Origin of the sequence: Sphaerimonospora sp. CA-214678, from assembly GCF_050942215.1 — a bacterium.
GTDB lineage: Bacteria > Actinomycetota > Actinomycetes > Streptosporangiales > Streptosporangiaceae > Sphaerimonospora.
In genome coordinates, this window is the sequence record NZ_CP192056.1 from 854,979 (window position 1) to 878,950 (window position 23,972).

Sequence of the window (23,972 nt, forward strand, 5' to 3'; positions counted from 1 at the left end):
GTGCTGAATGTCCGGCTTGTGCATTCACTGGTCCTGGGAGCCCTCGTGGATCCGGATGGGGGCCTCGCGACACAGAGGCGCCGTCCGGGCCGCTGGTATGCCGCATGTGACAGGTGAAGCACAACCTAGGCTGTTGGGTCATGGCACGTACGCGCCTGTATCGGAACGGTGTCCTGGTGGCCGAGAGCTTCCCGGTCGCCGAGGTGTCGGATCACCTGGAGGATCCGTCGGCCGTCGTGTGGGTGGACCTGCACGCGCCGACGGAAGACGAACTGCGCGTCATCAGTGGGGAACTGGGGCTCCACGAACTCGCGGTCGAGGACGCGCTCCAGCGCAAGCAGCGGCCGAAACTCGACGTCTACGGCAGCCACAAGTTCCTGAACGTCTACGCCGCCCGCTTCGACACGGAGTCGGGACGGCTGAAGGTCGCCGACGCGGCCGCGTTCATCACCGCGCACGCGCTGGTCACCGTCCGCTCCTCCGACGCCTTCGCCATCGACGAGGTCGTCCGGCGCTGGGACGAGTCGCCCCGGCTCGCCGAGCACGGAGTGGCCTTCCTGATCCACGGCCTGCTCGACTATGTGGTGGACAGTCACTTCGACACGGTCGAGGCGATGGACGAGCAGATCGAGGTGCTCGAGGAGGCGGTGTTCGACGGGCGGCCGTACGGCCCCGACGAGCAGCGGCGTACGTTCGAGCTGCGCAAGAGCCTGGTCACGCTGCGCCGGATCGTCATGCCGATGCGGGAGGTGGTCAGCACGCTTCTGCGCCGGAACGGGGAGATCGGTGACGGAACCCTGGCTCCGTACTTCCAGGACGTGTACGACCAGGTCCTGCGCGCCTCCGAATGGACCGAGTCGCTGCGCGAGCTCCTGGGCAACGTCCGGGAGGCGCAGCTGACCATGCAGGGGAACCGGATGAACCTGATCATGAAGCGGGTGACGAGCTGGGCGGCCATCATCGCCGTGCCCACCATGATCACCGGGTTCTACGGGCAGAACATCCCGTTCCCCGGATTCGGCGAGGCGTGGGGGTTCGTGACGTCCACGGTGGCCATCGTCTTCGTGTCGGTGGTGCTCTACCGGGTGTTCCGCGCCCGCGACTGGCTCTGATCGCGTGTCATCCGCTGATCACCAGGGACCGTACGGCCCCTGGCTACTGCTGCCGCCGCCGCGGTACTCGTTGACCGCGGGCTTCACGTCGGCCAGATAGATGCCGGCGGCGATGACCGAGGCGATGGTCAGGAGACTCGGCAGCCCCATCCCCGCTCCGTAGTAGTTCACCGCGGCGGCGAAGGTGAACAGCGTCGCGAAGCCCAGGATGATGAGCCAGAGCGGTTTGGTCTGCTTTCCTGCCGCCGGGAAGGCCCGCGTGGGGATGCGCAGCGCGTGGACGAGCGCCCAGGCGCACATTCCGAAGGCCGCGATGGAGAGCAGCCAGAATATGAGGGTCAGGAGGCTGGTCACCGGCCCGAACATTGACTCTCCCAGACGGTCATGGTCGCTTGACGCCCCCCAGACTAATGTCCTCCGGCGACATCTGTCGCGAGTGCGATCGAAGACCATGGCCGTGACCGGCGAAACCAACGGCCCGCCTCCCGGATCGCGGGAAGCGGGCCGATGTCACGCCTGGGGCGGATCCGGGTCTGTGGGGCCTCGGGTCCTGCCGGGGCGCCGGTCTCAGGCCCGTTCTTTTCGGACGCCGAGTGCCGTGGACGGCTGACTCAGGACTGGGTCGTCGTCTTCGTGCGGGTGCCACCGGCCGGGCGGCGAGCGGTGGTGGTCTGCGCGGAGGGAGCCGGCCTGGCCGCGGCGGGCTCGGCCCTCTCCGAGACGTCCTCGAGCTCCAGCGCGGTCTCACCGGTCACCTTGCTGACGACCCTCCGGCCGCGGATGGCGAGGTCGTCGTAGATCCGGTTGAACCGGGTGGTGGCGGCGTCGGCGTACTCCCGAGCCTTCTCAGGGAAGTCCCTGGCCACGGTCTCGGCCTTGCCCTGCATGGTCGACGCGTACTCGCGCGCCCGCTCGACGGCGAAGTCGCCGACGCCGGTGAGCGCGTAGAACGGCTTGGAATCAGCGATCTTTTTGACCTGCGTCGCGAGAGTCATGGGCTATCCTTCCTTTACTTCCGGTGTGATGCCGTCGCGCGAGGGAACCGGGTCGTCCCCGAGAGGCTCAGCCGATTGCGGCGGCTGAGCGGATGCGACCCGGTTCTCCTTGCGGAACGATTCGTAGATATCGACGAGCACCTGGCGTTGCCGCCCGGTGAGTGAGACGTCTGCCCGGATCGCGGCCAGCACGTCGTTGTCCTGCTGCCGGTCCTCGATGAGGCCCGCCTGCACGTAGAGCGCCTGTGCGGAGATCTGCAGGCCCTTGGCGATCTGGTTCAGGATCTCGGCGCTCGGCTTGCGCAGCCCCCGCTCCACCTGACTCAGATACGGATTGGACACGCCGGCCTGTGCGGCGAGCTGGCGAAGTGAGATCTTCGCCTGCTGCCGCTGCTGGCGGATGTATTCGCCGAGCGAGCCGACCCTGGGCAGTTCCATGGCTCTAGTCTGCCCCCTGGTGCTTGCAATTGCAAACCCAGCGATTAACTTAAGCTAGCACCCAAGAATCAGCCGGGAATCAGCCACAGCAGCGGCGCCGACGCCGTCAGCACGGCGGAGCCGACCAGGATGAAGAAGCGGCGCGGGGCCGGGATCGTGGTCTCCGGCCGCACCAGACGGTTCACCCTGGCCATCACGTTCGCTCCGGCGGACGCGCCGGGCAGCCCGAGCCCGCCCGGTGCGCCGAGGGCGCCCAGCGCGCCCTCCGGAGCGGGCAGCGTGTTCGCTGCGCCGAACCGCAGCAGTGCCGTGGCCAGCCGCCGCGGGCTGCAGCGCCGGCGGGCACGGTCGTCCGCCGCCATCTCGATGAGCAACTCGACCGACAGCTGCGCGTCCCTGATGAGCTTCGACCACGGCAGCGCGCGGCGCAGCGCCGCGAACGGCAGCAGCACGAGGTCATGCCGCTCGCGCACGTGCGCGCTCTCGTGGGCCAGCACGGCGTCGAGCTCGTCGGGGGACAGCAGCCGCAGGGTCCCGTTGCTGATCACGACCTGTGACCTCAGCCCGGGCAGGCAGTAGGCGGCGGCGCCCGGGAAGTCCACGACGCGGACACCCGGCACGGCGGGCTCGTCGCGGGCGATCAGCGAGAGCAGCTCGCGGTGCCGGCGCCGGGCACGCAGCGTACGCGCTCCGGCGACCAGCGGCAGCGCCACGAGGAGGGCCAGAAGCATCAGCCCGGCCGCGAGGGCGAGCAGCCTGACCATGTCCCGCGGATCGCCCACGCCGTAGCCGAAGCCCGTGAGCAGGCTCGCGAGGCCGTGGACCACGCCCCTGCCGTACGGCTCCAGGGCGTAGGCGAGCAGCGCGCCGGTGGTGGCGAGTCCCCAGGTGACGCCGACCGACTGCCACAGCAGGATGGCGGTGCGTGGCGCGTGCCAGGCCCACTTGGCGTGGGTGAGCCCCTCCGCCGCCAGGACACAGGCGGCGGCGAGTGCCGCGAGGACGGCCGCCGCGATCAATTGTCCTCCAGCTCCATCAGGGCTCTTCGCAGGATCTCCGCCTCCGAGCCCGACACCGCCTGCGCGAAGCGCGTCAGCGCGGCGTCGCGGTCGCCGGTCAGGTCGAGGGCTTCGAGCATGAGCTCGGCGACGTAGGCGTCCCGGCTCGCCGCGGGCTGGTAACGCCAGGCCCGGCCGTCCCTCGTGCGGTTGAGGAAGCCCTTGCGAGAGAGCCGGTCGAGCACGGTCATCACAGTGGTGGGCGCCAGATCGCGGTCTTCTATGAGGCGCCCGACCTCACGGGCCGTCAACGGGGTGTTCTGTGCCCACAGAATGTCCATGATGGTGCGTTCAAGCTCGCCGAGTCCCTTCACACCATCAAGGCTACCCGGAGTAGTACTACGTGCTGTAGAGAGGTGGGAGTCATGAACATCTCGCTCGTCCAGGGCGATATCACCGATCAGCGGGTGGACGCGATCGTCAACGCGGCCAACTCCTCCCTGATGGGCGGCGGAGGCGTGGACGGGGCGATCCATCGGCGCGGAGGTCCCGAGATCCTGGCGGAGTGCCGGGAACTGCGCGCGTCCCGCTATCCGGACGGCCTGCCGACCGGTCAGGCCGTGGCCACCACGGCGGGGGCGCTTCAGGCCCGGTGGGTGATCCACACCGTGGGGCCCGTTTACTCGCGTGGCGAGGACAGGTCGCATCTGCTCGCCTCCTGCTACCGGGAGTCGCTGGTCGTGGCCGCGTCGCTGGGCGCCGTCACAGTGGCGTTCCCCGCGATCTCCGCGGGGGTCTACCGATGGCCGATGCGCGACGCGGCTCGCATCGCCCTGTCGACGGTACGGCAGGCCTGGCCGGCCGGGTCGTCCGTCGCCGAGGCGCGGTTCGTACTGTTCGACTCCGCAGCTTATGCCGTGTTCGAGGAAATCTTGGCGGAATCGAGGTAAGTATTCGGTTAACCATCTCGGAGCCACTTCAGCATGTAGATCTCGTCGCGGTCGTCACCGGGCGAGACGCGGATCGACCGCGGCACCCGGCCGACCTCGCGATAGCCGACGCTCGCGTAGAACGCGTCCACCCCGGTGCCGCCCCGGCAGGTCAGCTGCAGCGCGTCGAGCCCGAGCGATCGGGCGGCGTCGTCGGCGGCCAGCAAGAGGGCCCTGCCGTACCCCTTGCCCTGGTGCTTGGGGTGGACCATGACGCGCACCAGCCACCGCCAGTGCGCGCGCAGGCCCGACTCGCTGTCGGCGAGGATCAGCCAGCATGCCGCGCGGCCGTCGTCATCGTCGTCGAACCCGACCAGCACCGTGTCGGGGGCCGCTGAGCCGGCGGTGCGGGCGAACGTCTTCTCGGCCGTGGCCCTGATGTCGTCGGCGGTCACCGGCGGCACGAATCCGACGGCGCCGCCGGCGTTCGTCACATCGACCCAGCAGCTGAGGAGGTCCTCGAAGAGTTCGGGCGTGATCTCGGGGCCGAGGACGAAACGCATGCGCCGACGCTATCAGGGGCGACCGCGCTCCAAGGCAGGGTGATCTCGCCGAGCCGCCACCGGGAGGGACCCCCGGTGGGCGGCGCCGTCGCCACCGGCCAGTCCCGGGCCAGCAGTTCGGCGGCCCTGATCCAGCGCTGGCGCGAGCCGTACGCCCCGAAGGGCGCGCAGGCGGCCCAGGCCCGGTCCCAGGCGGTGAGGAAGGCGTGCACCCGCTCGCCCGGCACGTTGCGGTGGATGAGCGTCTTGGGCAGCCGTTCCGCCAACTCGGAGGGGCGTACGAAGCCGGTGAACCGGGCCGCGAAGGTCAGGGTGCGTGGGCCCTCGGCGCCGAGCGTCACCCACACCGCCCGGTGTCCGATCTCGGAGCAGGTGCCCTCCACGATCACCCCGGACGGGTGGAGGCCGGCGCGCAGCACATCCCAGTGCGCCCAGGCGTCGGCCTCGCCGTACTGCCTGAGCACGTTGAACGCGCGTACGATCAGCGGCCGGCGGGCCACCGGCAGCTCGAAGCCGCCGCGTACGAACGACAGCCCCTCCCGTTCGTACGGCTTGGCCGCCGCGACGCGCTCGGGATCGATCTCGACGCCCACGATCTGTACGGTCGGGCACACCCGGCGCAGCCTGGCGAAAAGCTCGTATGTCGTTATGTGGGAGGCGCCGAAGCCGAGATCCACCACCAGGGGCGTGGCCGCGTCCCCGCCGTCCGCCGGTCCGGGCGGGACGGCGTGGGTACGCGCGGCCGATCGGAGCAGCGGACCGTGCACGGCGGCGATCCACCGGTCGGACCGCCGCAGCCGGTTGTGCCCGGTGGTCCCACGGGTGATCGTCCCGATCGGCCGGCTCCTCACGTGCCCGAGGCGACGTGGTGCACCTTGTGCTGGGCGGCCTGCGCCCGCGGCCGGATGACCATCCGGTCGATGTTCACGTGCGGCGGTCGCGTGACGGCGAAGGTGATCACGTCGGCGATGTCGAGGGCGGTCAGCGGGCCGGGAACGCCCTCGTAGACCTTCGCGGCACGCTCGGCGTCGCCGTTGAACCGCGTCAGCGAGAACTCCTCGGTCTTGACCATGCCGGGCGCGATCTCGACGACCCGCACCGGCTCGCCGCACAGCTCCAGGCGCAGCGTCTCGGTCATCGACGTCTGGGCGTGCTTGGCGGCGCAGTAGCCGCCGCCCCCCTCGTACGAGACGAGCCCGGCGACCGATGTCAGCATCACCAGCACGCCGTCGCCGGAGGCGATCAGCTTCGGCAGCAGCGCCCTGGTCATCCGCAGCGAACCGAGCACGTTCACGTCGTACATGCGCTGCCAGTCGGCCACCCGCCCCACGGAGACGGGTTCCAGCCCGATCGCGCCGCCCGCGTTGTTCACCAGCACGTCGCAGCGCTCGATCGCGGAGGCCAGGGCGTCGACGGACTCCTGGGCGGTCACGTCGAGCGTGGCGGGGGTGATGTGGGGGACCTCGTCGGCCAGCTTGTCCAGCCTGTCCCGCCGCCGCGCCGCCGCCACCACATCGAAACCCGCGGCGGCGAGCCGCCGCGCGGTCGCCTCGCCGATCCCGCTGCTCGCGCCGGTCACCACCGCGGTCCTGCGCTCCGTCACCGCAATCGCCCTTCCCTCGTCGCTCGGAACCCACCTGAACCCACCTGTATCCCGCGCGGGCGGCGTCGCGGGACACGTCCGGAGCGGGATCACCATCCTCTCAGGAGAATGTGGCGGCCGGGTGCGGACGTTCGCTCGGGAAGTTTGTGGAGAATTTTTGGGTTGTAAGCCTCTCGGAGGTGGTTCGGGTGACGCTCAGACGGCGTCGGATCAGCCGTGTCGCGACGATCAGCGTGCACACATCCCCGCTCGACCAGCCGGGCACGGGGGATGCGGGAGGAATGAACGTCTACATCGTCGAGGTGGCCAAACGCCTGGCGGCCCTCGGCATCGAGGTGGAGATCTTCACCCGGCGCACGGCGCGCGATCTGCCGCCGGTGACCGAGATCGTCCCGGGCGTCCTGGTACGCCACGTCACGGCCGGGCCGTACGAGGAGCTGGACCGCGGCGACCTGCCCGGTCAGCTGTGCGGCTTCCTGTCGGGCGTGCTGCGCACCGAGGCGATGTACGACCCGGGCCGCTACGACGTCATCCACTCCCACTACTGGCTTTCCGGGCAGGTGGGCTGGCTCGCCAAGGAGCGCTGGGGAGTGCCGCTCGTGCACACGATGCACACGATGGCCAAGGTGAAGAACCTGCTGCTCGCCGAGGGCGACCGGCCGGAGCCGAAGATGCGGGTGCTCGGCGAGGAGCAGGTCGTCGAGGTCGCCGACCGTCTCGTGGCCAACACCGAGGCCGAGGCCGGGGAGCTCATCGAGCTCTACGGCGCCGCCCGCGAGCGGGTGGCGGTCGTGAACCCGGGCGTCAACCTCACCGTCTTCCGGCCGGGCTCGAAGAGCGCGGCGCGTCGCCGCCTCGGCCTGCCGCAGGACGCGCACATACTGCTGTTCGTCGGCCGCATACAGCCGCTGAAGGCGCCGGACATCCTGCTCAAGGCCGCCGCGCGCATGCTCATCGAGAACCCGGAGCTGCGCTCGAGGCTGGTCGTGGCCTGCGTCGGCGGCCCCAGCGGCAACGGCCTGGCCCGTCCGTCGCTGCTCGCCGACCTCGCCGTCAGGCTGGGCATCCTCGATGTCGTACGGCTCGCGCCGCCGGCCCCGCAGGAGGAGCTGGCCGACTGGTATCGGGCGGCCGACGTGACGGTGGTGCCCTCCCACAACGAGTCGTTCGGCCTCGTCGCGCTGGAGTCCCAGGCATGCGGCACCCCGGTGGCCGCCGCCTCCGTTGGCGGACTGCGAACGGCCGTCAAGGACGGCGTCTCCGGCGTGCTCGTCGACACCCACGACCCCGGCGACTGGGCCCGGGTGCTCGGCCGCCTCACGCAGCGCCCGTCGCTGCTCGGCGAGCTGTCCGCCAACGCCGTACGGCACGCGACGGCCTTCGGCTGGTCGGCCACCGCGGCCCGGCTGGTGGACGTTTACGCGGGCGCGCTGGCCCAGCTCCACCGGATGCCCGTCGCGGTCAGCTCGTAGGCTGGGGTCATGAGACCGGACCAGGACGGCCGCGACTCCGCCGGCGCGGACCCCGAGAACGTCATCGAGGCCGCGCTGCGGTCGGCCGAGCTGTCGTACGAGCGGCCCCGGCCAGGGGCGTTCCTGGTCACGCTGCCGGGCCGGCACAAGCTCGCCACGCTGACCTGGCTCATCGTCGGGGATCAGGCGCTCAGTATCGAGGCGTTCTTCTGCCGGCAGCCGGACGAGAACCACGCCGAGTTCTACCGGTGGCTGCTGCTCAAGAACGGCTCGATGTACGGCGTGCACTTCGCCGTCGACCCGGTCGGAGACGTGCACCTGGTGGGCAGGCTGCCGCTCGGCGCTGTGACGGAGGAGGAGATCGACCGAATTCTCGGCTGCGTACTGACCTACTCCGACGAGTCGTTCGACCGCGCGCTCGAGCTCGGCTTCGCCTCCTCGATCCGGCGGGAGTGGGAGTGGCGGGTCAAGCGGGGCGAGTCGCTGGCCAATCTCCGGCCCTTCGCCCGGGTGATCGACTCCTGACACGCGAGCCGACGGGGTGAAAGTAGGATTGGCCGCATGGCGACTTTGGTGCTGCTGCGGCATGGCGAGAGCGAATGGAATCTCAAGGGTCTGTTCACCGGCTGGGTGGACGTCACACTCTCGCCGACCGGTGAGGAGGAGGCACGGCGGGGCGGGCGGCTCCTCGACGAGGCGGGCATCCGCCCGGACGTGGTGCACACCTCGGTGCTCACCCGGGCGATCAAGACGGCGAACCTCGCCCTCGAGGCGGCCGACCTGCTGTGGCTGCCGGTACGCCGTTCCTGGCGGCTGAACGAGCGGCACTACGGCGCGCTGCAGGGCAAGGACAAGGCACAGACCCGCGCCGAGTTCGGCGAGGAACAGTTCATGCTGTGGCGCCGTTCCTATGACGTCCCGCCGCCGCCGATCGCCGACGACGACGAGTACTCCCAGTTCGGCGACCGCCGGTACGGCACACTGCCGCCGGAGCTGCTGCCCAGGACCGAGTGCCTCAAGGACGTCGTGGAGCGCATGCTGCCGTACTGGTACGACGAGATCGTGCCCGACCTCGCGGCCGGCCGTTCCGTGCTCGTGGTGGCGCACGGCAACTCGCTGCGCGCGCTCGTCAAGCACCTGGAGGGCATCGGCGACGCGGAGATCGCGGGGTTGAACATCCCGACCGGCATCCCGCTGCGCTACGAGCTGGACGCCGACTTCCGCCCCGTCGGCAAGGGCGAGTACCTCGACCCCGAGGCCGCTGCCGCCGCCATCGAGGCGGTCGCCAACCAGGGCAAGAAGTAACCCACCCCCTCAGGGCGTGATCTTGCGAATACTCGCAAGGGTGGTCACTGACCTGCGCGACCTTCGTTCGTGATCTTGCAGAAACTCGCATGTGGCATGGCTGAGCTGCGACTTCCCCCTCCGTGATCTTGCACTGCAAGATCACGGAGGGTGTTCGGCCAGGTCGGCGGCCAAGTCTGCGAGTTTCTGCAAGATCACGGACCGTGATCGCGCAGGTCGGTGGGTGAGACTGCGAGAATTCGCAAGATCACGGGAGGTGGGTCGTGGCCGCGTCCATGTCCCGGCCGCCGGTGACCAGATAGACCACGTCGCGGGCGACCCGTACGGCATGGTCGGCATAGCGCTCGTAGTAGCGGCCGGCCAGGGTGATGTCGATCGCGGTCTCGATGCCGTGGTCCCAGTCCTTGGCGAGCAGGACGCGGAACAGCCGCCGGTGCAGCCGGTCCATGTCGTCGTCGTCCTTCTCCAGTTCCCGCGCGAGCCGGATGTCTCGCGACACCACGCAGTCGGCGGCCTTGGTGATCAGGTTCTCCGCGATGGAGCCCATCTCGACGATCGTGCCGCGCAGCCCCGGCGGGATCGCGGACTCGGGGTGGCGCATCCGCGCGATCTTGGCGATGTGCCCGGCATGATCGCCCATCCGCTCCAGGTCCGCCGCCATCTGCAGCGAGGTCACGATCGTGCGCAGGTCGACGGCGACGGGCTGCTGGGTGGCCATCAGCTCGTAAATCGAGGTCTCGATCTCGGCATGCAGCAGGTCGACCCCGTCGTCCTGGGCGATGACGGTCTCGGCCAGCTCCAGATCGGCGTCCAGGAGCGCCGTGGTGGCCTGTGACATGGCCGTACGGACCAGACGGGTCATCTCCACCAGACGGCCGGTGAGGGCTTCCAGCTCTTCGTGGTAGGCGTCGCGCATGCGATCAGCCAATCGGGTGCCCATGAACGAATACCGACCGTTGGGTGAACTTTGCTGGAAAGTCCTGGTCATACCTGGTACGGCAGGGCGAAGGGCTGGAATCGCCGCCTAGCATTCTTAACGTGAACGAGTTGCTGGCGAGCCTCGCGGCGATGGGCGGATTCGTCGCCGGCTCGGTCGTGATGCTCGCGATCCGCCGGCAGGCGAACACCGAGACGCCCGGAACGTCCGCACGGCCCGCCGATGCGCTGCCGCCCGGCGTCGCGTCGGTCCTCGCCGTGCTGCCGTCCTCGGCCGTCGTCCTGGACCGGGAGGACCGTGTGCTGCGCGCGAGCTCGGCGGCACGGGCCTTCGGCCTGGTGCACGGAGACTCGCTCATGGCGGCGGAACTGCTCGCGCTGGCCAGGAAGGTGCGCAGGGACGGCGAGATCCGCGAGAGCGAGATCGAGACGGTCGGCCACAAATTCGGGCAGGAGTCGACGACGTTCGCCGTACGGGTCGCCCCGTTGGGCGCGCACGGCCTGGTGCTCGTCCTCGCTGAGGACCAGACCGAGCGGCAGCGGGTCGAGGCCGTACGCCGGGACTTCGTGGCCAACGTGAGCCACGAGCTGAAGACCCCGGTCGGCGCGCTGAGCCTGCTCGCCGAGACCATTCAGGGCGCGGCGGAAGAGCCGGAGGCCGTGAAGCGCTTCGCCGGCCGGATGCAGCACGAGGCGGCCCGCCTGACCTACCTCGTCCAAGACCTGATCACGCTCTCCCGGATCCAGGGCGGCGAGCCCGTCCCGGCTCCCGGACCGGTACGGATCGACGAGGCCGTCCACGACGCCGTCGACCGTTGCAACACCAAGGCATCGGCCAAGGACATCACGCTGGTGACGGGCGGCGCCGAGGATCTGGTGGCCTGGGGCGACGACGAGCTTCTGGTCACCGCCCTGCGCAACCTGATCGACAACGCCATCGCCTACAGCCCGGAGCACACCCGTGTGGTGGTGAGCGTGCGGGAGATGCGGGGTGCGATCGAGGTGAGCGTGAGCGACCAGGGTATCGGCATCTCGGAGTCCGCTCAGGAGCGCATCTTCGAACGCTTCTTCCGGGCCGACCCCGCCCGGTCCAGGGCCACCGGCGGGACCGGACTCGGGCTCGCGATCGTCAAGCATGTGGCCGTCGCGCACGGCGGCGAGGTCAGCGTGTGGAGCAAGGAGGGCTCCGGATCGACCTTCACCCTCCGCCTGCCCGCTTTCGAGGACGGTCAGGCGGCCGATTCACCGAGTACGGCGACCGCCCCTCGACGTACGATCACCCCCCTGGAGGCCGCCAAGTGACGCGTGTTCTCGTCGTGGAGGACGAGGAGTCGTTCTCCGACGCTCTGTCGTACATGCTCAGGAAGGAAGGGTTCGAGGTCGCCGTGGCGGCGACCGGCCCGGACGCGCTGGAGGCCTTCGACCGTTCCGGGGCCGACATCGTCCTGCTCGACCTGATGCTGCCCGGCCTGCCCGGGACCGAGGTGTGCCGGGCACTGCGGCAGCGGTCGAACGTCCCGGTGATCATGCTGACCGCGAAGGACAGCGAGATCGACAAGGTGGTGGGCCTGGAGCTCGGGGCCGACGACTACGTCACCAAACCGTTCTCGTCCAGGGAACTGGTGGCTCGCATCCGCGCTGTGCTGCGGCGACGCGGCGACATCGAGGAGCCGCAGTCGGCGGTGCTCGCCGCCGGGCCCGTACGCATGGACGTGGACCGGCACGTCGTGGCCGTGCGCGGGCGGCAGGTGCAGCTTCCGCTCAAGGAGTTCGAACTGCTCGAGGTGCTGCTGCGCAACGTCGGGCGGGTGCTGACCCGTGGCCAGCTCATCGACCGGGTCTGGGGCGCCGACTACGTGGGCGACACCAAGACCTTGGACGTCCACGTGAAACGCCTGCGCGCGAAGGTCGAGGAGGACCCTGCCAATCCCCGCTGCATTCTCACCGTCCGCGGTCTCGGCTACAAGTTCGACCTGATCGAGGACTGACTCCCGGTGCCGGTCATCTCAGGTCTGCTCGCTGGAGTCCTGGTCTGATGTCTCCGGCGTGGTGTCAGGGCTCGGCGTGTCGGACGGTGCCGTGGTCTCGTCCGGCGTCGGCGTCTCGGACGGCGAGGCGGACGGCTGAGGGGCGGGCGGAAGCGAGGCGAACTCGCGGCTCCTGGTGATCACCGGCACGTTGAGCGCGATGGCCCCGGCGTTCTTGAACTGCAGGGTGAGCTGCAGGGTCTCGCCGCCGCGCAGTGGCTGGACGAGCCCCTCGACGGTGACGCCGGGTGTCTTGACCAGGGTGCCCGGCTGCACGTCGATCGGGTTGGGGACGTTGACGCGGACGGCCTGCTGCTCGTCCGCGGTGATCGCGGTGAGGGAGTCGGGACCCTCGTTGTGGCTGACGAACGTGAGGTGAACCGGCGCGGAGCCTCCGGCGGCGATCTGCTGACCCGGGTCCGGGCCGAGGACGAACGCCTGGCTGACCATGACGCCGTTCTTGCCGTAGCTCATGCCCGAGCCGGTGTTCTCGATGAGTACGCCCGCTTCGGTGGGCGCGTAGGGCATGTTGGTGTTGGCGCCCCAACCGGCGCCACACGCGGCCAGTGCAGGGATGGCGGCGAGGAGCGCGGCAACGGCGATCACCCTGCGGCGGCTGCTGCTGGTCACGGTTCGAGGTCTCCTTGGTACGGGCGTGTATGGGGCAGCAATCACCTTATCCGCGCCGCTGACCGGTTCGACGGCGACTCCCGGGTGACGGAAACCCGCGCCAGCGCAGGTCATCCCGTATGTCGGAAATGCCCATTCACAGAGTCGACGGCTTGTCAAGTCCTAAAACGAGGCTTTGACCTGCAGTTATGTTCCTTTCACTGTTCCGGGAGGCGGTAACCGCGTGGTATCCTGGAGTACAGCGGAAGGGGTACTCGTCACATGACTTTCCAGGTCGGCGACACTGTCGTCTACCCCCACCATGGGGCTGCTCGGATCGAGGCCATCACGACCCGAACCATCAAGGGTGAGGAAAAGACCTATTTGGTACTGAAGGTCGACAAGGGCGACCTTACCGTCCAGGTGCCAGCGGAAAATGCCGAGCTCGTCGGTGTGCGCGACGTCGTCGGTCAAGAGGGACTCGAGCGCGTTTTCGACGTGCTGCGCATGCCGCACACGGAGGAGCCCACCAACTGGTCTCGCCGCTACAAGGCCAACCTCGAGAAGCTGGCGTCGGGCGACGTCAACAAGGTGGCCGAGGTCGTCCGGGACCTGTGGCGCCGGGACAAGGAGCGTGGCCTGTCCGCCGGTGAGAAGCGGATGCTGGCCAAGGCGCGGCAGATCCTCGTCAGTGAGCTCGCTCTCGCGGAGAAGACCAACGAGGACAAGGCGGAGGCTCTCCTCGACGAGGTGCTGAACTCCTGAACATGACATTGCCGAGGGTGGGCGTCGGAGTCGACGTCCACCCTTTCGCATCGGGTAGGGAGCTCTACCTCGCAGGGCTGCACTGGCCGGGCGAGACCGGGCTCGCCGGGCACTCGGACGGCGACGCGGCGGCCCACGCGTGCTGCGACGCGCTGCTGTCGGCCGCGGGGCTCGGAGACCTCGGCGGGCTGTTCGGCACCGCCGACCCGCGCTGGGCCGGCGCGTCCGGCGTCGCCCTGCTCGAGGAGACCGTACGACAGGTGCGGGTGGCCGGTTTCGAGATCGGCAACGTGGCGGTCCAGATCATCGGGAACCGCCCCAAGCTCGCCCCGCGCCGTACGGAGGCCGAGAAGGCGCTGGGGGCCGCCGTCGGCGCGCCGGTGAGCGTCAGCGCCACCACCACCGACGGCCTTGGCCTCACCGGCCGGGGCGAGGGCATCGCGGCGATCGCGACCGCCATCGTCCTCAAGTGAGCCGGTCGGTCACCGTACGGCGGGCGAAGGCGTCAGGGGCGATGCGGATGAGGCCAGGACAGCCCTGGAGAGCGCCCGGGGCGGGCGTTGTGAACGCCCGTGGAAGCGTGCCGCGGAAACAAGCCGCGCCCCTCTTTTTCGTTTGCTGGACGCATATTTTCCGGACATGGGGTATCCCTCCCTTCGAGAGTGAAAGGGTCACCCTCAAGGGGAGGTCGATATGACAATCGGTACGATTTTCGGCGCCATCATCATCGGTGCGATCATCGGTGCTCTCGGGCGTCTCTTCCTACCGGGCCGGCAGCCGATCGGCTGGATTCTGACGATCGTGGTCGGCATCGTCGCAGCGCTGATCGGAACCGCTATCGCCCAGGTGATGGGTGTGGCGACCACGCCAGGCATCGACTGGATCGAACTGGTCATGCAGGTGGTGCTGGCGGTCATCGGCGTCTCGATCGTGGCCGGCATCCGCGGCCGATCCCGCGCCTAGGGACAGTCCCCCGGCTTCAGGGGTGTAGGGGGTGGCCCGCGGCCGCGGGCGTAGCCCGCAAGGCAGGCGTGTGCGCAGCGCTTCGCCGGAGTGCGATGGACGTCCGTCGCGCACGGCGGAGTCGGTGGCGCGGTGACACGAACATGCGAAGGCCCGCCCGGTCGTTTCGACGACCGGGCGGGCCTTCGCACGTTTCTGGAGGGGGACGGGAGCCGTCGCGGTCTTTCTCGGGAGCTTCGCTACTTCGGCGGAAGCGGGGTGCTGCGCATGCGTCCGGACGGCGGCGCCAGCGGCACGTCATCGTGCTCGTCGCGGCCGGTCCCGTCCTCGGTCGCGGTCGTGTCGTGGGTGTCGTCGTCGGCGGATCGCTCCTCCGGTGCCGCGGCCTCCCTGTCGTGGGCGGGATCGGGGACGCCGGTGATGTGCCGGAGCGGTTGCGTGTCGACCCCGGACTCGTCCGCCGGAGCGTCCGCCACCGCCGCCGTTTCCGGGACGGACGTGTGACCGGGCACCGGGGCCGCCAGCGGACCGGGCGCAGGCGTGTCCCCCGACGTCGGCTCCGTGGTGGCGGCCTCGGTGCCGGCCACGGGGGTGTGCTCTGACCCGGACTCGGCGGGAGACTCGCCGGTGTCCCTGCGTCTGGGATGGACGAGCACGTCGCCGGTGTGCGGACGGACCAGGTCACCCCAGCGGAGGGGGCGATCGGGCCGTGCATCCGCCGGCGGAGCCGGCTCCGGTCGCGGCGGAAGGGCGGCGGTCGGCGGCGGCTCGGCCGAAGCCGGGGTCGTGGCCGGAGCCTCTGTGTCAGAGCCTCCTGTGTCAGAGTCCCCTGCGTCGGTATTCCCGGTGTCTGTGCCCTCGATGTCTGTTCCCCCGGAGGCTGCGTTCTCGGCCTCAGCGGCCGGGATGTCGTCGTGGGCCTCGGCGGGGTCGCGAGTGTCCGGGGCCGGGTCGGCAGGCGGCCGGGCCGCAGGCGTCGAGCCGGTCGTGACGTGAGCGTCCGCGTCCGTCTCGCCGTGGCCGGCGGGAGCCGGCGACGCGGCCGGCGATGCGGTCGGCGCGGCGGCTAAGGCGGCCACGGTGGACGGGCCGGTGGCAGCAGGCCGGGGCTCGGTGACGGAGCGAGCCGCACCCGGCCGGGCGGCCCTGTGATCGCTGTCGAACGGCAGGAAATCCTCGGCGTGCCCGTCCTCGGCGGTGTCCTCGTCCTCGTCCTCGTCCTCGTCCAGGTCGGCCCGGTTCGTCCGCGCGTGCTTGAGCAGGAGCAGCAGAAGCCAGAGTCCGAAGACGAGCATCACCCAGGGGAACAGCGCCACGACGATGGCGGCCGGTCTCGGTTCGAAGGTCGTGCCGGCGGCGGTCGCCGCGGCCGTCGCCGCTGCGGTGGCCAGTAGGAGGACCAGGATGAAACCGGCCTGCAGCCGGACCAGGAGTCGTACACCGCGCAGCAGGGGAACGCATACCAGCGCGACGATCAGCAGGATGTCGAACGCCGCCGGATAAAGATAGGCGAGTTGTGGATCCGCGTTTCCGGCGAGGGCCAGTCGACGCAGGTCCTCGAAAGAAAGCGCGCAGGCCGCCCCGGCCAGCAGGGCGAGGGCGAGAGCCGCCAGGCCGATGGCCGTACGGCGCAGCGCGAGCGGAGCGTCGACGGATCGGGACGGACGGGAGGCGGAACGCGTGACGGCGCGGGTTCCCGCGGCCGCTGTGCGGCGTTCTGAAGTGCTGGCGACACCGTGCCCTCGGGAGTCGGCGCCACGGTGTCGTTGAGCGGGGGGAGTCGCGTTCATGGCTTTTCGAGCCTACAGAAGCCGCAGGGCGGGCGAGGTTCGCCGCAGAGCGTCGGGGCCGGCGGCGGATCGGAGCGTACGGCCGCGTAGCGGGGAGAGGGCCGGTGCGACCGATGCGGTGTGAAACGCCGCCGCTCTGGAATCATCTGGGTGGACGAGCGCCGGGCGCTCGTTGTAGGGATGTTCTTCAAACGGACAGGAGGATCCGATGCTGCCGGACAGTGCGCGTGATCTCTTCGATGGGGCGAACTTCGCCACCATCGCGAGCCTCAACCCCGACGGAAGCCCCCAGGCGTCGGTGGTCTGGGTCAAGACCAACGGCGACGACGTACTGTTCTCGACGTTGAAGGGCCGCCGCAAGCACCGGAACATCGTCCGCGATCCCCGGGTGTCGATCGTGGTGATCGACGCGGCCAACCCCTACCGGTACGCCGAGGTCCGCGGTACGGCCACGCTCGCCGACGACAAGACGGGTGAGCTGATCCAGGAGCTCTCCCGCAAGTACACGGGCCAGGACTGGGTGGAGGCCGATCCGGACGGCGAGCGCGTCATCGTCCGCATCACTCCGGACAAGACATTCTCCCGCTGAGTCGGTTCGCGCGATTGACGGGACTTACGGGGCACAAGTGCATGCCGTACGGTGGGAAATGCCTCCGCGGGGCGCTCACGGACCCGTAAGTAGGCTTGCGCCGTAGCGTCAGGCGTTAGCCTTGCGTGTGTGAGCCTGCACCTCTACGACACCAGCACACGTGCTGTCCGCGAATTCGTTCCGGTCGAGCCCGGCCGGGTCTCGATGTACCTGTGTGGTGCGACCGTTCAGGCTCCGCCGCACATCGGCCACATCCGGTCCGGGGTCAACTTCGACGTGCTCCGCAGATGGCTGACGCGGCAGGGCTACGACGTGACGTTCTGCCGCAACGTCACCGACCTCGACGACAAGATCATCCGAGTGGCCGCCGGGGAAGGCGTGCCGTGGTTCGTCGTCGCGGAGCGCAACCAGCGTGCCTTCACCTGGGCCTACGACCAGCTCGGCTGCCTGCCGCCCACGGTCGAGCCGCGCGCGATGGGTCACGTTCCCGAGATGGTCGAGCTGATGCGGCGGCTCATCGACAAGGGCCACGCGTACGCGGTGGGCGGCGACGTCTACTTCGACGTCGTGTCGTACGCCGATCGGTACGGCAAGCTCTCCAACCAGAAGTTGGAGAACATGCGGGCGGCCGGCGACACCGACACCGACTCGCTCAAGCGCGACCCGCGTGACTTCGCCCTGTGGAAGGGCGCCAAGCCCGGCGAGCCGACGTGGCCGACGCCGTGGGGGCGCGGCCGTCCCGGCTGGCACCTGGAGTGCTCGGCGATGGCCACGAAGTATCTCGGAGAGACCTTCGACATCCACGGCGGCGGTGTCGACCTGATCTTCCCGCACCACGAGAACGAGATCGCCCAGTCGCAGGCGGCGGGTGACGGCTTCGCGCGCTACTGGCTGCACAACGGCCTGCTGAAGCTCGGCGGCGAGAAGATGAGCAAGTCGCTCGGCAACTCCCTGCTGATCCCCGAGATGCTCCGCAAGGTCCGCCCGGTCGAACTGCGCTACTACCTCGTCGCGGCCCACTACCGGTCGGAGATCGACTACTCGGAGGAGGCGCTCCAGGAGGCCGCGGCGGGCTACCGGCGCATCGAGGGGTTCGTCACGCGGGCGGCCGAGGTGATCCACGATGTGGACGCCGACGCCCCGCTGCCGCAGGCGTTCGTGGACGCGATGGACGACGACCTCAACGTCTCCCAGGCGCTGGCCGTGATCCACGAGGTCGTCCGTGAGGGCAACGTGGCGCTGGCCCAGGGCAACAAGGAGCAGGTCGCCCGGCTGCTGGCCGAGACGCAGAACATGCTCGACGTGCTCGGTCTCGACCCCAGGTCGGAGCAGTGGCGTTCTGGCGGCGACTCGGGGCTGCGCGAGGTGGTCGACGCGCTGATCGCGGTCGCGCTTGAGCAGCGTCAGGCCGCCCGCGACCGTAAGGACTACGCCGCTGCCGACGCGATCCGTGACCAGCTCGCCGCCGCCGGAGTCGTGGTCGAGGACACTCCTCAGGGCCCCCGCTGGGAGCTGTCGCGGTAGTGACGGTTTTTCCGCGTCGCCATCGCTTCTGGCAAAGCTCCCCGGCGCGGGCCGTACGCTAGAGACCATGGCTGGACGGGCTTCGAGGAAGCCGGCTAAGAGGCAGGGCACTCCCAAGGGATCGGGCGGGAAGATCCGCGGTTCCCTGGAGGGCCGAGGCGCGACTCCGCCCGCTCACATGCGGCACTGGTACAAGGACAAGGCACGCGAGCAGCGGCTTGAGCGTGAGGCCGCCGGGCGGGCCTCCGGCGAGCGTACGGCTCGCACGCCGACTCGGCAGCGCCGGGATGACGCGCCGGAAATCATCGGCGGGCGCAACCCCGTCCTCGAGGCGCTGCGCGCCGAGATCCCGGCGAGTGCGCTCTACATCGCGCAGCGGATCGACAACGACGACCGGGTCCGGGAGTCGATCAAGATCGCGGCCGGTCGCGGCATCGCATTGCTGGAGGTCACCCGTGACAAGCTCGACCGGCTGACCGAGAGCAGTGTTCATCAGGGCATCGGCCTGCAGGTCCCGCCCTATGAGTACGCCCACCCGGAGCAGCTCGTCGAACGGGCACGGGACGCCGCCGAGGTGCCGCTGATCGTGGCGCTCGACGGGGTGACCGACCCCCGCAACCTGGGCGCCATCGCGCGTTCGGCGACCGCGTTCGGCGCGCACGGGCTCGTCGTCCCGTCCCGCCGGTCGGCAGGCGTCACGGCGAGCGCGTGGAAGACCTCGGCCGGCACACTCGCCAACCTTCCGGTCGCCCGCGCCTCGAACCTGACCCAGACGCTCGTCGCGTACCGCGAGGCCGGCCTGTTCGTGATCGGCCTCGACGGCGATGCGACCATGGACGTCGCCGACGCCGAGCTGATCGCCGAGCCGCTCGTCGTGGTCGTCGGCTCCGAGGGCAAGGGCCTGTCCCGGCTGGTACGGCAGTCGTGTGACCTGGTCGTACGGATCCCCATGAACGCCGCGGCCGAGTCCCTCAACGCGGGCGTCGCCGCCGGGATCGCCCTCTATGAGGTCGCCCGTCGCCGTCGCCGGTGATTCCACCGTGACGATAGGCCCCCCGGCCCACTAAACTCGTCTCGGTAGGCCGCCTTAGCTCAATCGGCAGAGCATCTGTCTTGTAAACAGAAGGTCTGGGGTTCGATTCCCCAAGGCGGCTCGCAGGTCAAAGGCCCCTTGCGATCATCGCGAGGGGCCTTTGCGATCTCCGTACAGCAGCGAAATACAGCAACGTCCTCAGCCGCCACCGTCGAGGCTCTGGGCGCGCAACTCGTCCGGTCCTTTGCGGACGAAAAACTGTTGCTGAGCCGGGAGCACCCGGAGGCGGAGGCCCGAAGCAACCTGATGGCGGTTGGCTTCGACCCCGAAAATTTCGACGCGACTCTTGTTGAGCAGGCTCTTGGTGGAGTTGCCGACCAGCCCAGTGGGCGGCTTGCCGATGCTCCTGGACGGTGACGTTCTATGCCTGGTACGACGAACATGCAGGCCAGTCGCGCTGTTCGGTGGCCTCTGCCGTGCTGGAAAATCTGCCGTTCGGGGGTCGGCCCCGTGCCGCGCGTGAGCACTCCCACATCTGTGCTCACCCTGATGGCCGCTGACGCACAACCCGGCGTGGTGCGAACGAGCCGTTGAAGTTTCGCTCCCCGAGCGGGCGCTACCGGTCCTGGGAGCGGCGAGCTGCCCATGCCCTCGCAGACCGTCCTGGTTGTCGGCCCAGAGCAATGCTTGAGACCTGTGGATCGGCTGGGAAGGGGTGTACCTTCCCACTGATCGTTTGAGGTCTCTCACGCATAGCCGACGCGCCAACGCCGGCTGGGAAGGCACACCCGATGCTCACCGTAGTCTCTGACCCCGCCGACGGCGACCGCCGTACCGTAGAAGTCCCCGTCTCCTCCTCCCTGATCGACGAGATCGTCCGCGAGGGCGCCCGCCGGATGCTCGCCGAAGCACTCAAAGCCGAGGTCGACGCCTACATCGCCCAGTTCGACCACGAACGGGACGAGGCCGGGCGGCGCCTGGTCGTGCGCAACGGCTACCACCACCCGCGGGAGGTGCTCACCGCGGCCGGCGCGATCGAGGTCCGCGCACCACGCATCAACGACAAGCGCATCGATGAGGTGACCGGAGAGCGCAAGCGGGTTCTCCTCGGCGATCCTGCCGCCCTGGGCGCGTAAGACACCGAAGATCACCGAGGTGCTGCCGCTGCTCTACCTGCATGGCCTGTCCTCAGGAGACTTCGTGCCTGCTTTGGGGCAGTTCCTCGGCTCGAGCTCCGGCCTGTCCGCGCCGGTGATTACCCGGTTGACCGAGCAGTGGAAGGCCGAGCAGCGCGCCTTCACCGATCGCGACCTGTCGAACGTGGACTACGTCTACCTGTGGGCCGGCGGCGTGCACATCAACGTCCGCCTGGAGGAGCAGCGGTTGTGCCTGCTCGTGATGATCGGTGTGCGCGCTGACGGCCGCAAGGAGCTCATCGCGCTGTCCGACGGCTACCGAGAGTCGACCGAATCATGGGCGGACCTGCTGCGCGACTGCAAACGTCGCGGGATGCGCGCCCCGGTCCTGGCCGTCGGGGACGGCGCACTCGGGTTCTGGACCGCCCTACGGGAGGTGTTTCCGCAGGCCAGGGCTCAGCGCTGCTGGTTTCACAAGATCGCCAACGTGCTCGGATCCCTGCCGAAATCGGCGCAGCCCGGTGCGGAGAAGGCGCTGGCGGAGATCTGGAACGCCGAGGACAAGGACCACGCCCTGGCGGCGGTGAAGGCATTCCAGGCCGCCTACGGTGCTAAGTACGGCAAGGCCGTGGCGAAAGTCGTCGATGACGTTGACGAGCTGCTGGCCTTCTACGATTTCCCGGCTGAGCACTGGGTGCATCTACGCACGACCAACCCTACTGAGTCGACGTTCGCCACGGTCCGGCATCGCACCAAGGTCACCAAAGGCCCCGGATCGCGGGCGGCCGGGCTGGCCATGGCGTTCAAGCTGATCGAGTCGGCCCAGGCCCGCTGGCGCGCAGTCAACGCGCCCCACCTCGTCGCCCTGGTCCGCACCGGAGCGACCTTCATCAACGGCCAACTGGTCGAACGTCCCGAAGAGGTGGCGGCGTGAACGGCTGGAGCGACACCGCGCAGCCGGCCGATGACGAACATCAACGGTTCGCCCGCTACCTGCGAGAGCTGGCGGATGTCCGCCAGGAGGACGAAGCCGCGCTGGCGCGGTCGGTCCTGCGCGATCCGGATACCGTGATGGCGCAGTCGGCGGTGGTCCGGCATCTGGACCGGCGGGCGGCGCAACTGCTCACCGACCCAGAATTCGCCGACTGGTTCCACGCCATGTCCACGGCTCTCGGAGAGCAGGAGTTTCTGGTCCACCGCCTGCAGGAATGGACACTGCTCAGGGCGATCGCCATCAATGCCCCGTGGAAACCGGAGGATCTTCTTGCTGCCTCCGACTGGTTCCAGCGCGCGGCCGTGCAGATCCTCACTTCACCGGCCGCACTGCGCCTGCTCGCCAGCGAGGGAAGGACACGACGCGTTCGCACGGTCGCCGACCGCTGGCTGACTGAGCGACGCCGATAGCTAACTCTTTTTGATCCACAGGTCTTGACGATTTCTCGTCGGCCCCACTGCCATAAGGCCTGTAAGCAAGGTGGGGATCGCCGCCAGTAGGAAGCACAGCGCCAGGGACAGGCTGTCCACCACGAGGCCGATGGCGGCTGTCCCCACGGAGTCACCGGTGTTGAAGGCGGTGTTTACCCACGCGCCCGCCTGGGTCCGGTGCTGCGGTTTGGCGAACTCGTCGGCGAGCAGATAGGTGGTGGACAGGGTGGGAGCCACAAACAGGCCCGTAATGCCTGCCAGCACGACCAGGATGTACAGATTCGGGGAGACTCCGGCCCCGGCAAGTGCGAGGCTCAGCGCGATGGCCAGCACCGCGAGTCGCGTTTTCCCGGAAATGCGCCAGGAGATGGCACCATAGGCCAGGCCACCGAGCGCGCTGCCGGCCGAGAGTGCGGCTTGGGCCCACGCCACCGCGGCAGTCTGATGGTGCCGTTCGGCGAAGACCACCATGAGCAGGCTCAGAGCCCCCAAGCACAGACCTATTGCGACTGATGCCGCGACTGGCAGGATCAGCGCACCCATGTCGTGAGTCCACCTCTGTCTGGGCGCGGTTAGCGCCGAGTCTGTGCCGGGCTCTGTTTGCGGAGCGGCCCCCGTAGCGATGTCTGTCTGCGTCGGCCTGGCGGAGCGTACCGCCGGTGACGACACGAAGGCGAAGACGCCGAGCGTTATCAGGGCTGCGCTCAGAGCCACTCCCGCCGCGGGGTTGGTCAGGGCGGCCAACAGCCCGGCCAGCAGCGGCCCGGCGATAAAGATCAGTTCCTCGGCGACTGTGTCCAGACTGTAGGCGCGATGCAGCATCTGCCGGTCGGGCAGCAGATCACTCCACAGCGTCCGCATGACAGGCCCCAGCGGGGGTGCGCAGCCGCCCGCCGCGATGGCCAGAGCTGCCAGCACTCCCCCGGAAGTCCCCGGTCGCCATGTAAGGACGGTCAGGCAGAGGAGTAGCAGCGCATAGAGGACGGTCATCGGGGGCAGCGTCCGGTGTGGTCCGTAGCGGTCGATCAGCGCCGCTCGCATCGGTGAGAGTAGAGAGTTGGTGAGCCGTTCCATGGCGATGATGGCGCCCGCGAGGGCGTAGGAGCCGGTGGCGGTGGCGAGCGCCAAGGTCAAGGACAGGAAGACCGTCCCATAGGACAGCCGGCCCAGGAGCGCGGCACTGAAGGCGCGCCCGGCCGATGGGAAGGAGAGAACAGCAAGGTACGACAAAGACCGCGAAGGCGAAGACATGGGGAATGTTCCTCAGGAAGGACAGCGCATCCGAAGCGCTACACAGTGAAAGGACGCGAAAGCGCCGCATCGCCATTCGATGCGGCTGATCGGTGTCCTAGGCAAGGGCGAGGAACATGCTCGTCACCCTAACGACGCTCCGCGCGATGGGGCCAGGTTCCGATCGAGGGGGGAGGAAGCCGAGTCAGCGAAAAGTCAGTGAGACCGCTGGTACGGGGTCGCTGCGGAGGTCATCGAGCGGCACGGCCCGGCGCACGTGACAGCACTCTTCGGCGATCGCCGATCAGGGATGGCGCGCTGCACCAGCATTCGCATTGAAGGGGGCCAGTGCCGCCTACTGCTGTGGAAGCCACCGGTAGGGATGGGGGGAGTCCGACCGATGTGTGCCCGGGGCGACAGCAAGAGGCGCATCGGAGAGCGGTTGTGTCGGTTCGCAGGGTGAGCGAGGGGCGGGGTAGCGGGACCCGTTAACGGCCGGGTCGTAGGGCGCGAACCCCAGATGATCGGTC

26 protein-coding genes, 1 tRNA gene and 1 pseudogene are annotated in these 23,972 nt (G+C 69.2%); 16 read left to right on the plus strand and 12 right to left on the minus strand.

From position 1 onward, the window contains the following. Positions 1–140 precede the first annotated feature (140 nt). Entirely contained in the window at positions 141–1,112 is a 972-nt protein-coding gene (locus ACQP1K_RS04015) for a magnesium transporter CorA family protein (protein ID WP_433499517.1), read from the plus strand. 18 nt (positions 1,113–1,130) lie between these two features. On the opposite strand, the gene ACQP1K_RS04020 is transcribed toward ACQP1K_RS04015, so the two are convergent. The 5 genes from ACQP1K_RS04020 to ACQP1K_RS04040 all read right to left on the minus strand — a co-directional run bounded on the left by ACQP1K_RS04020 (position 1,131) and on the right by ACQP1K_RS04040 (position 3,917). Then, on the minus strand, positions 1,131–1,466 hold the full coding sequence (locus tag ACQP1K_RS04020; protein WP_433499518.1) for a DUF2516 family protein: 336 nt from the start codon (positions 1,464–1,466) through the stop codon (positions 1,131–1,133). A 257-nt stretch (positions 1,467–1,723) separates the two neighbouring features. Continuing rightward, complete coding sequence (locus ACQP1K_RS04025; protein WP_433499519.1) at positions 1,724–2,107, minus strand: hypothetical protein; 384 nt, start codon at positions 2,105–2,107, stop codon at positions 1,724–1,726. A gap of 3 nt (positions 2,108–2,110) precedes the next feature. Beyond that, positions 2,111–2,545 (minus strand): helix-turn-helix domain-containing protein, encoded by a 435-nt coding sequence (locus ACQP1K_RS04030; RefSeq protein ID WP_433499520.1) that lies wholly within the window; start codon positions 2,543–2,545, stop codon positions 2,111–2,113. Positions 2,546–2,613: 68 nt separating this feature from the next. Beyond that, the gene (locus tag ACQP1K_RS04035; RefSeq protein WP_433499521.1) at positions 2,614–3,564 is read right to left on the minus strand and encodes a M56 family metallopeptidase; all 951 of its coding nucleotides are present in this window, start codon (positions 3,562–3,564) and stop codon (positions 2,614–2,616) included. Beyond that, positions 3,561–3,917, minus strand: coding sequence for a BlaI/MecI/CopY family transcriptional regulator (locus ACQP1K_RS04040; protein ID WP_433499522.1), 357 nt, complete (start codon positions 3,915–3,917; stop codon positions 3,561–3,563). The genes ACQP1K_RS04035 and ACQP1K_RS04040 overlap by 4 nt, the downstream gene beginning before the upstream one ends. Positions 3,918–3,968: 51 nt before the next feature. Between ACQP1K_RS04040 and ACQP1K_RS04045 the strand changes: the two genes are divergently transcribed. Next, entirely contained in the window at positions 3,969–4,493 is a 525-nt protein-coding gene (locus tag ACQP1K_RS04045; RefSeq protein ID WP_433499523.1) for an O-acetyl-ADP-ribose deacetylase, read from the plus strand. Between the two features lie 8 nt (positions 4,494–4,501). On the opposite strand, the gene ACQP1K_RS04050 is transcribed toward ACQP1K_RS04045, so the two are convergent. From ACQP1K_RS04050 to ACQP1K_RS04060, 3 genes are read right to left on the minus strand one after another with little or no spacing between them, the layout of a single operon-like run. Then, a complete protein-coding gene (locus ACQP1K_RS04050) occupies positions 4,502–5,035 on the minus strand; it encodes an N-acetyltransferase family protein (RefSeq protein ID WP_433499524.1) in 534 nt (177 codons plus the stop codon). Continuing rightward, positions 4,963–5,886 (minus strand): class I SAM-dependent methyltransferase, encoded by a 924-nt coding sequence (locus ACQP1K_RS04055; RefSeq protein WP_433499525.1) that lies wholly within the window; start codon positions 5,884–5,886, stop codon positions 4,963–4,965. Before ACQP1K_RS04055 ends, ACQP1K_RS04050 begins: the two co-directional genes overlap by 73 nt. Further along, a complete protein-coding gene (locus ACQP1K_RS04060) occupies positions 5,883–6,638 on the minus strand; it encodes an SDR family NAD(P)-dependent oxidoreductase (RefSeq protein ID WP_433499526.1) in 756 nt (251 codons plus the stop codon). The genes ACQP1K_RS04055 and ACQP1K_RS04060 overlap by 4 nt, the downstream gene beginning before the upstream one ends. A gap of 188 nt (positions 6,639–6,826) precedes the next feature. Between ACQP1K_RS04060 and mshA the strand changes: the two genes are divergently transcribed. The 3 genes from mshA to ACQP1K_RS04075 are packed head-to-tail and all read left to right on the plus strand — an operon-like array spanning position 6,827 to position 9,415. Then, positions 6,827–8,110 carry a D-inositol-3-phosphate glycosyltransferase gene (gene mshA / locus ACQP1K_RS04065; protein ID WP_433499527.1) on the plus strand — a complete coding sequence of 428 codons (1,284 nt, stop codon included), beginning with the start codon at positions 6,827–6,829 and terminating at the stop codon, positions 8,108–8,110. A 9-nt stretch (positions 8,111–8,119) separates the two neighbouring features. Next, on the plus strand, positions 8,120–8,635 hold the full coding sequence (locus ACQP1K_RS04070) for a YbjN domain-containing protein (protein ID WP_433499528.1): 516 nt from the start codon (positions 8,120–8,122) through the stop codon (positions 8,633–8,635). A 36-nt stretch (positions 8,636–8,671) separates the two neighbouring features. Next, the gene (locus ACQP1K_RS04075; protein WP_433499529.1) at positions 8,672–9,415 is read left to right on the plus strand and encodes a phosphoglyceromutase; all 744 of its coding nucleotides are present in this window, start codon (positions 8,672–8,674) and stop codon (positions 9,413–9,415) included. A 247-nt stretch (positions 9,416–9,662) separates the two neighbouring features. Here ACQP1K_RS04075 and phoU read toward each other — a convergent pair whose 3' ends face one another. Continuing rightward, a complete protein-coding gene (gene phoU / locus ACQP1K_RS04080; RefSeq protein ID WP_433499530.1) occupies positions 9,663–10,331 on the minus strand; it encodes a phosphate signaling complex protein PhoU in 669 nt (222 codons plus the stop codon). Between the two features lie 152 nt (positions 10,332–10,483). On the opposite strand from phoU, the gene ACQP1K_RS04085 reads away from it, so the two are divergent. Both ACQP1K_RS04085 and ACQP1K_RS04090 read left to right on the plus strand, forming a co-directional pair. Next, positions 10,484–11,653 carry a sensor histidine kinase gene (locus ACQP1K_RS04085; RefSeq protein WP_433501480.1) on the plus strand — a complete coding sequence of 390 codons (1,170 nt, stop codon included), beginning with the start codon at positions 10,484–10,486 and terminating at the stop codon, positions 11,651–11,653. Next, positions 11,650–12,339: a response regulator gene (locus tag ACQP1K_RS04090; protein ID WP_433499531.1), complete on the plus strand. Its 690-nt coding sequence runs from the start codon at positions 11,650–11,652 to the stop codon at positions 12,337–12,339. The genes ACQP1K_RS04085 and ACQP1K_RS04090 overlap by 4 nt, the downstream gene beginning before the upstream one ends. An 18-nt stretch (positions 12,340–12,357) precedes the next feature. Here the strand turns inward: ACQP1K_RS04090 and ACQP1K_RS04095 are convergent, their stop codons facing one another. Continuing rightward, positions 12,358–13,008, minus strand: a complete 651-nt coding sequence (locus ACQP1K_RS04095) for a copper chaperone PCu(A)C (RefSeq protein ID WP_433499532.1) — start codon at positions 13,006–13,008, stop codon at positions 12,358–12,360. A 261-nt stretch (positions 13,009–13,269) separates the two neighbouring features. Here ACQP1K_RS04095 and ACQP1K_RS04100 point away from each other — a divergent pair, with 261 nt between their 5' ends. The 3 genes from ACQP1K_RS04100 to ACQP1K_RS04110 all read left to right on the plus strand — a co-directional run bounded on the left by ACQP1K_RS04100 (position 13,270) and on the right by ACQP1K_RS04110 (position 14,715). After that, positions 13,270–13,752 (plus strand): CarD family transcriptional regulator, encoded by a 483-nt coding sequence (locus tag ACQP1K_RS04100; protein WP_030510364.1) that lies wholly within the window; start codon positions 13,270–13,272, stop codon positions 13,750–13,752. Between the two features lie 2 nt (positions 13,753–13,754). Next, positions 13,755–14,225, plus strand: coding sequence for a 2-C-methyl-D-erythritol 2,4-cyclodiphosphate synthase (gene ispF / locus ACQP1K_RS04105; protein WP_433499533.1), 471 nt, complete (start codon positions 13,755–13,757; stop codon positions 14,223–14,225). 220 nt (positions 14,226–14,445) lie between these two features. Then, on the plus strand, positions 14,446–14,715 hold the full coding sequence (locus tag ACQP1K_RS04110; protein ID WP_433499534.1) for a GlsB/YeaQ/YmgE family stress response membrane protein: 270 nt from the start codon (positions 14,446–14,448) through the stop codon (positions 14,713–14,715). Positions 14,716–14,954: 239 nt separating this feature from the next. On the opposite strand, the gene ACQP1K_RS04115 is transcribed toward ACQP1K_RS04110, so the two are convergent. Then, a complete protein-coding gene (locus tag ACQP1K_RS04115) occupies positions 14,955–16,505 on the minus strand; it encodes a DUF2637 domain-containing protein (protein WP_433499535.1) in 1,551 nt (516 codons plus the stop codon). A 208-nt stretch (positions 16,506–16,713) separates the two neighbouring features. Between ACQP1K_RS04115 and ACQP1K_RS04120 the strand changes: the two genes are divergently transcribed. The 6 genes and pseudogenes from ACQP1K_RS04120 to ACQP1K_RS04145 all read left to right on the plus strand — a co-directional run bounded on the left by ACQP1K_RS04120 (position 16,714) and on the right by ACQP1K_RS04145 (position 22,191). Then, complete coding sequence (locus tag ACQP1K_RS04120; protein WP_433499536.1) at positions 16,714–17,094, plus strand: PPOX class F420-dependent oxidoreductase; 381 nt, start codon at positions 16,714–16,716, stop codon at positions 17,092–17,094. A 129-nt stretch (positions 17,095–17,223) separates the two neighbouring features. Continuing rightward, positions 17,224–18,618, plus strand: a complete 1,395-nt coding sequence (gene cysS, locus ACQP1K_RS04125; protein ID WP_433499537.1) for a cysteine--tRNA ligase — start codon at positions 17,224–17,226, stop codon at positions 18,616–18,618. Positions 18,619–18,685: 67 nt separating this feature from the next. After that, positions 18,686–19,651, plus strand: a complete 966-nt coding sequence (gene rlmB, locus ACQP1K_RS04130; protein ID WP_433499538.1) for a 23S rRNA (guanosine(2251)-2'-O)-methyltransferase RlmB — start codon at positions 18,686–18,688, stop codon at positions 19,649–19,651. 48 nt (positions 19,652–19,699) lie between these two features. Beyond that, a tRNA-Thr gene (locus ACQP1K_RS04135) sits at positions 19,700–19,772 on the plus strand. A gap of 670 nt (positions 19,773–20,442) precedes the next feature. Continuing rightward, positions 20,443–21,721 (plus strand): annotated as a pseudogene (locus ACQP1K_RS04140) (IS256 family transposase). Continuing rightward, positions 21,718–22,191, plus strand: coding sequence for a hypothetical protein (locus ACQP1K_RS04145; protein WP_433499539.1), 474 nt, complete (start codon positions 21,718–21,720; stop codon positions 22,189–22,191). The pseudogene ACQP1K_RS04140 and the gene ACQP1K_RS04145 overlap by 4 nt, the downstream one beginning before the upstream one ends. On the opposite strand, the gene ACQP1K_RS04150 is transcribed toward ACQP1K_RS04145, so the two are convergent. Then, complete coding sequence (locus tag ACQP1K_RS04150; protein WP_433499540.1) at positions 22,192–23,463, minus strand: MFS transporter; 1,272 nt, start codon at positions 23,461–23,463, stop codon at positions 22,192–22,194. Between the last annotated feature and the right edge of the window lie 509 nt (positions 23,464–23,972).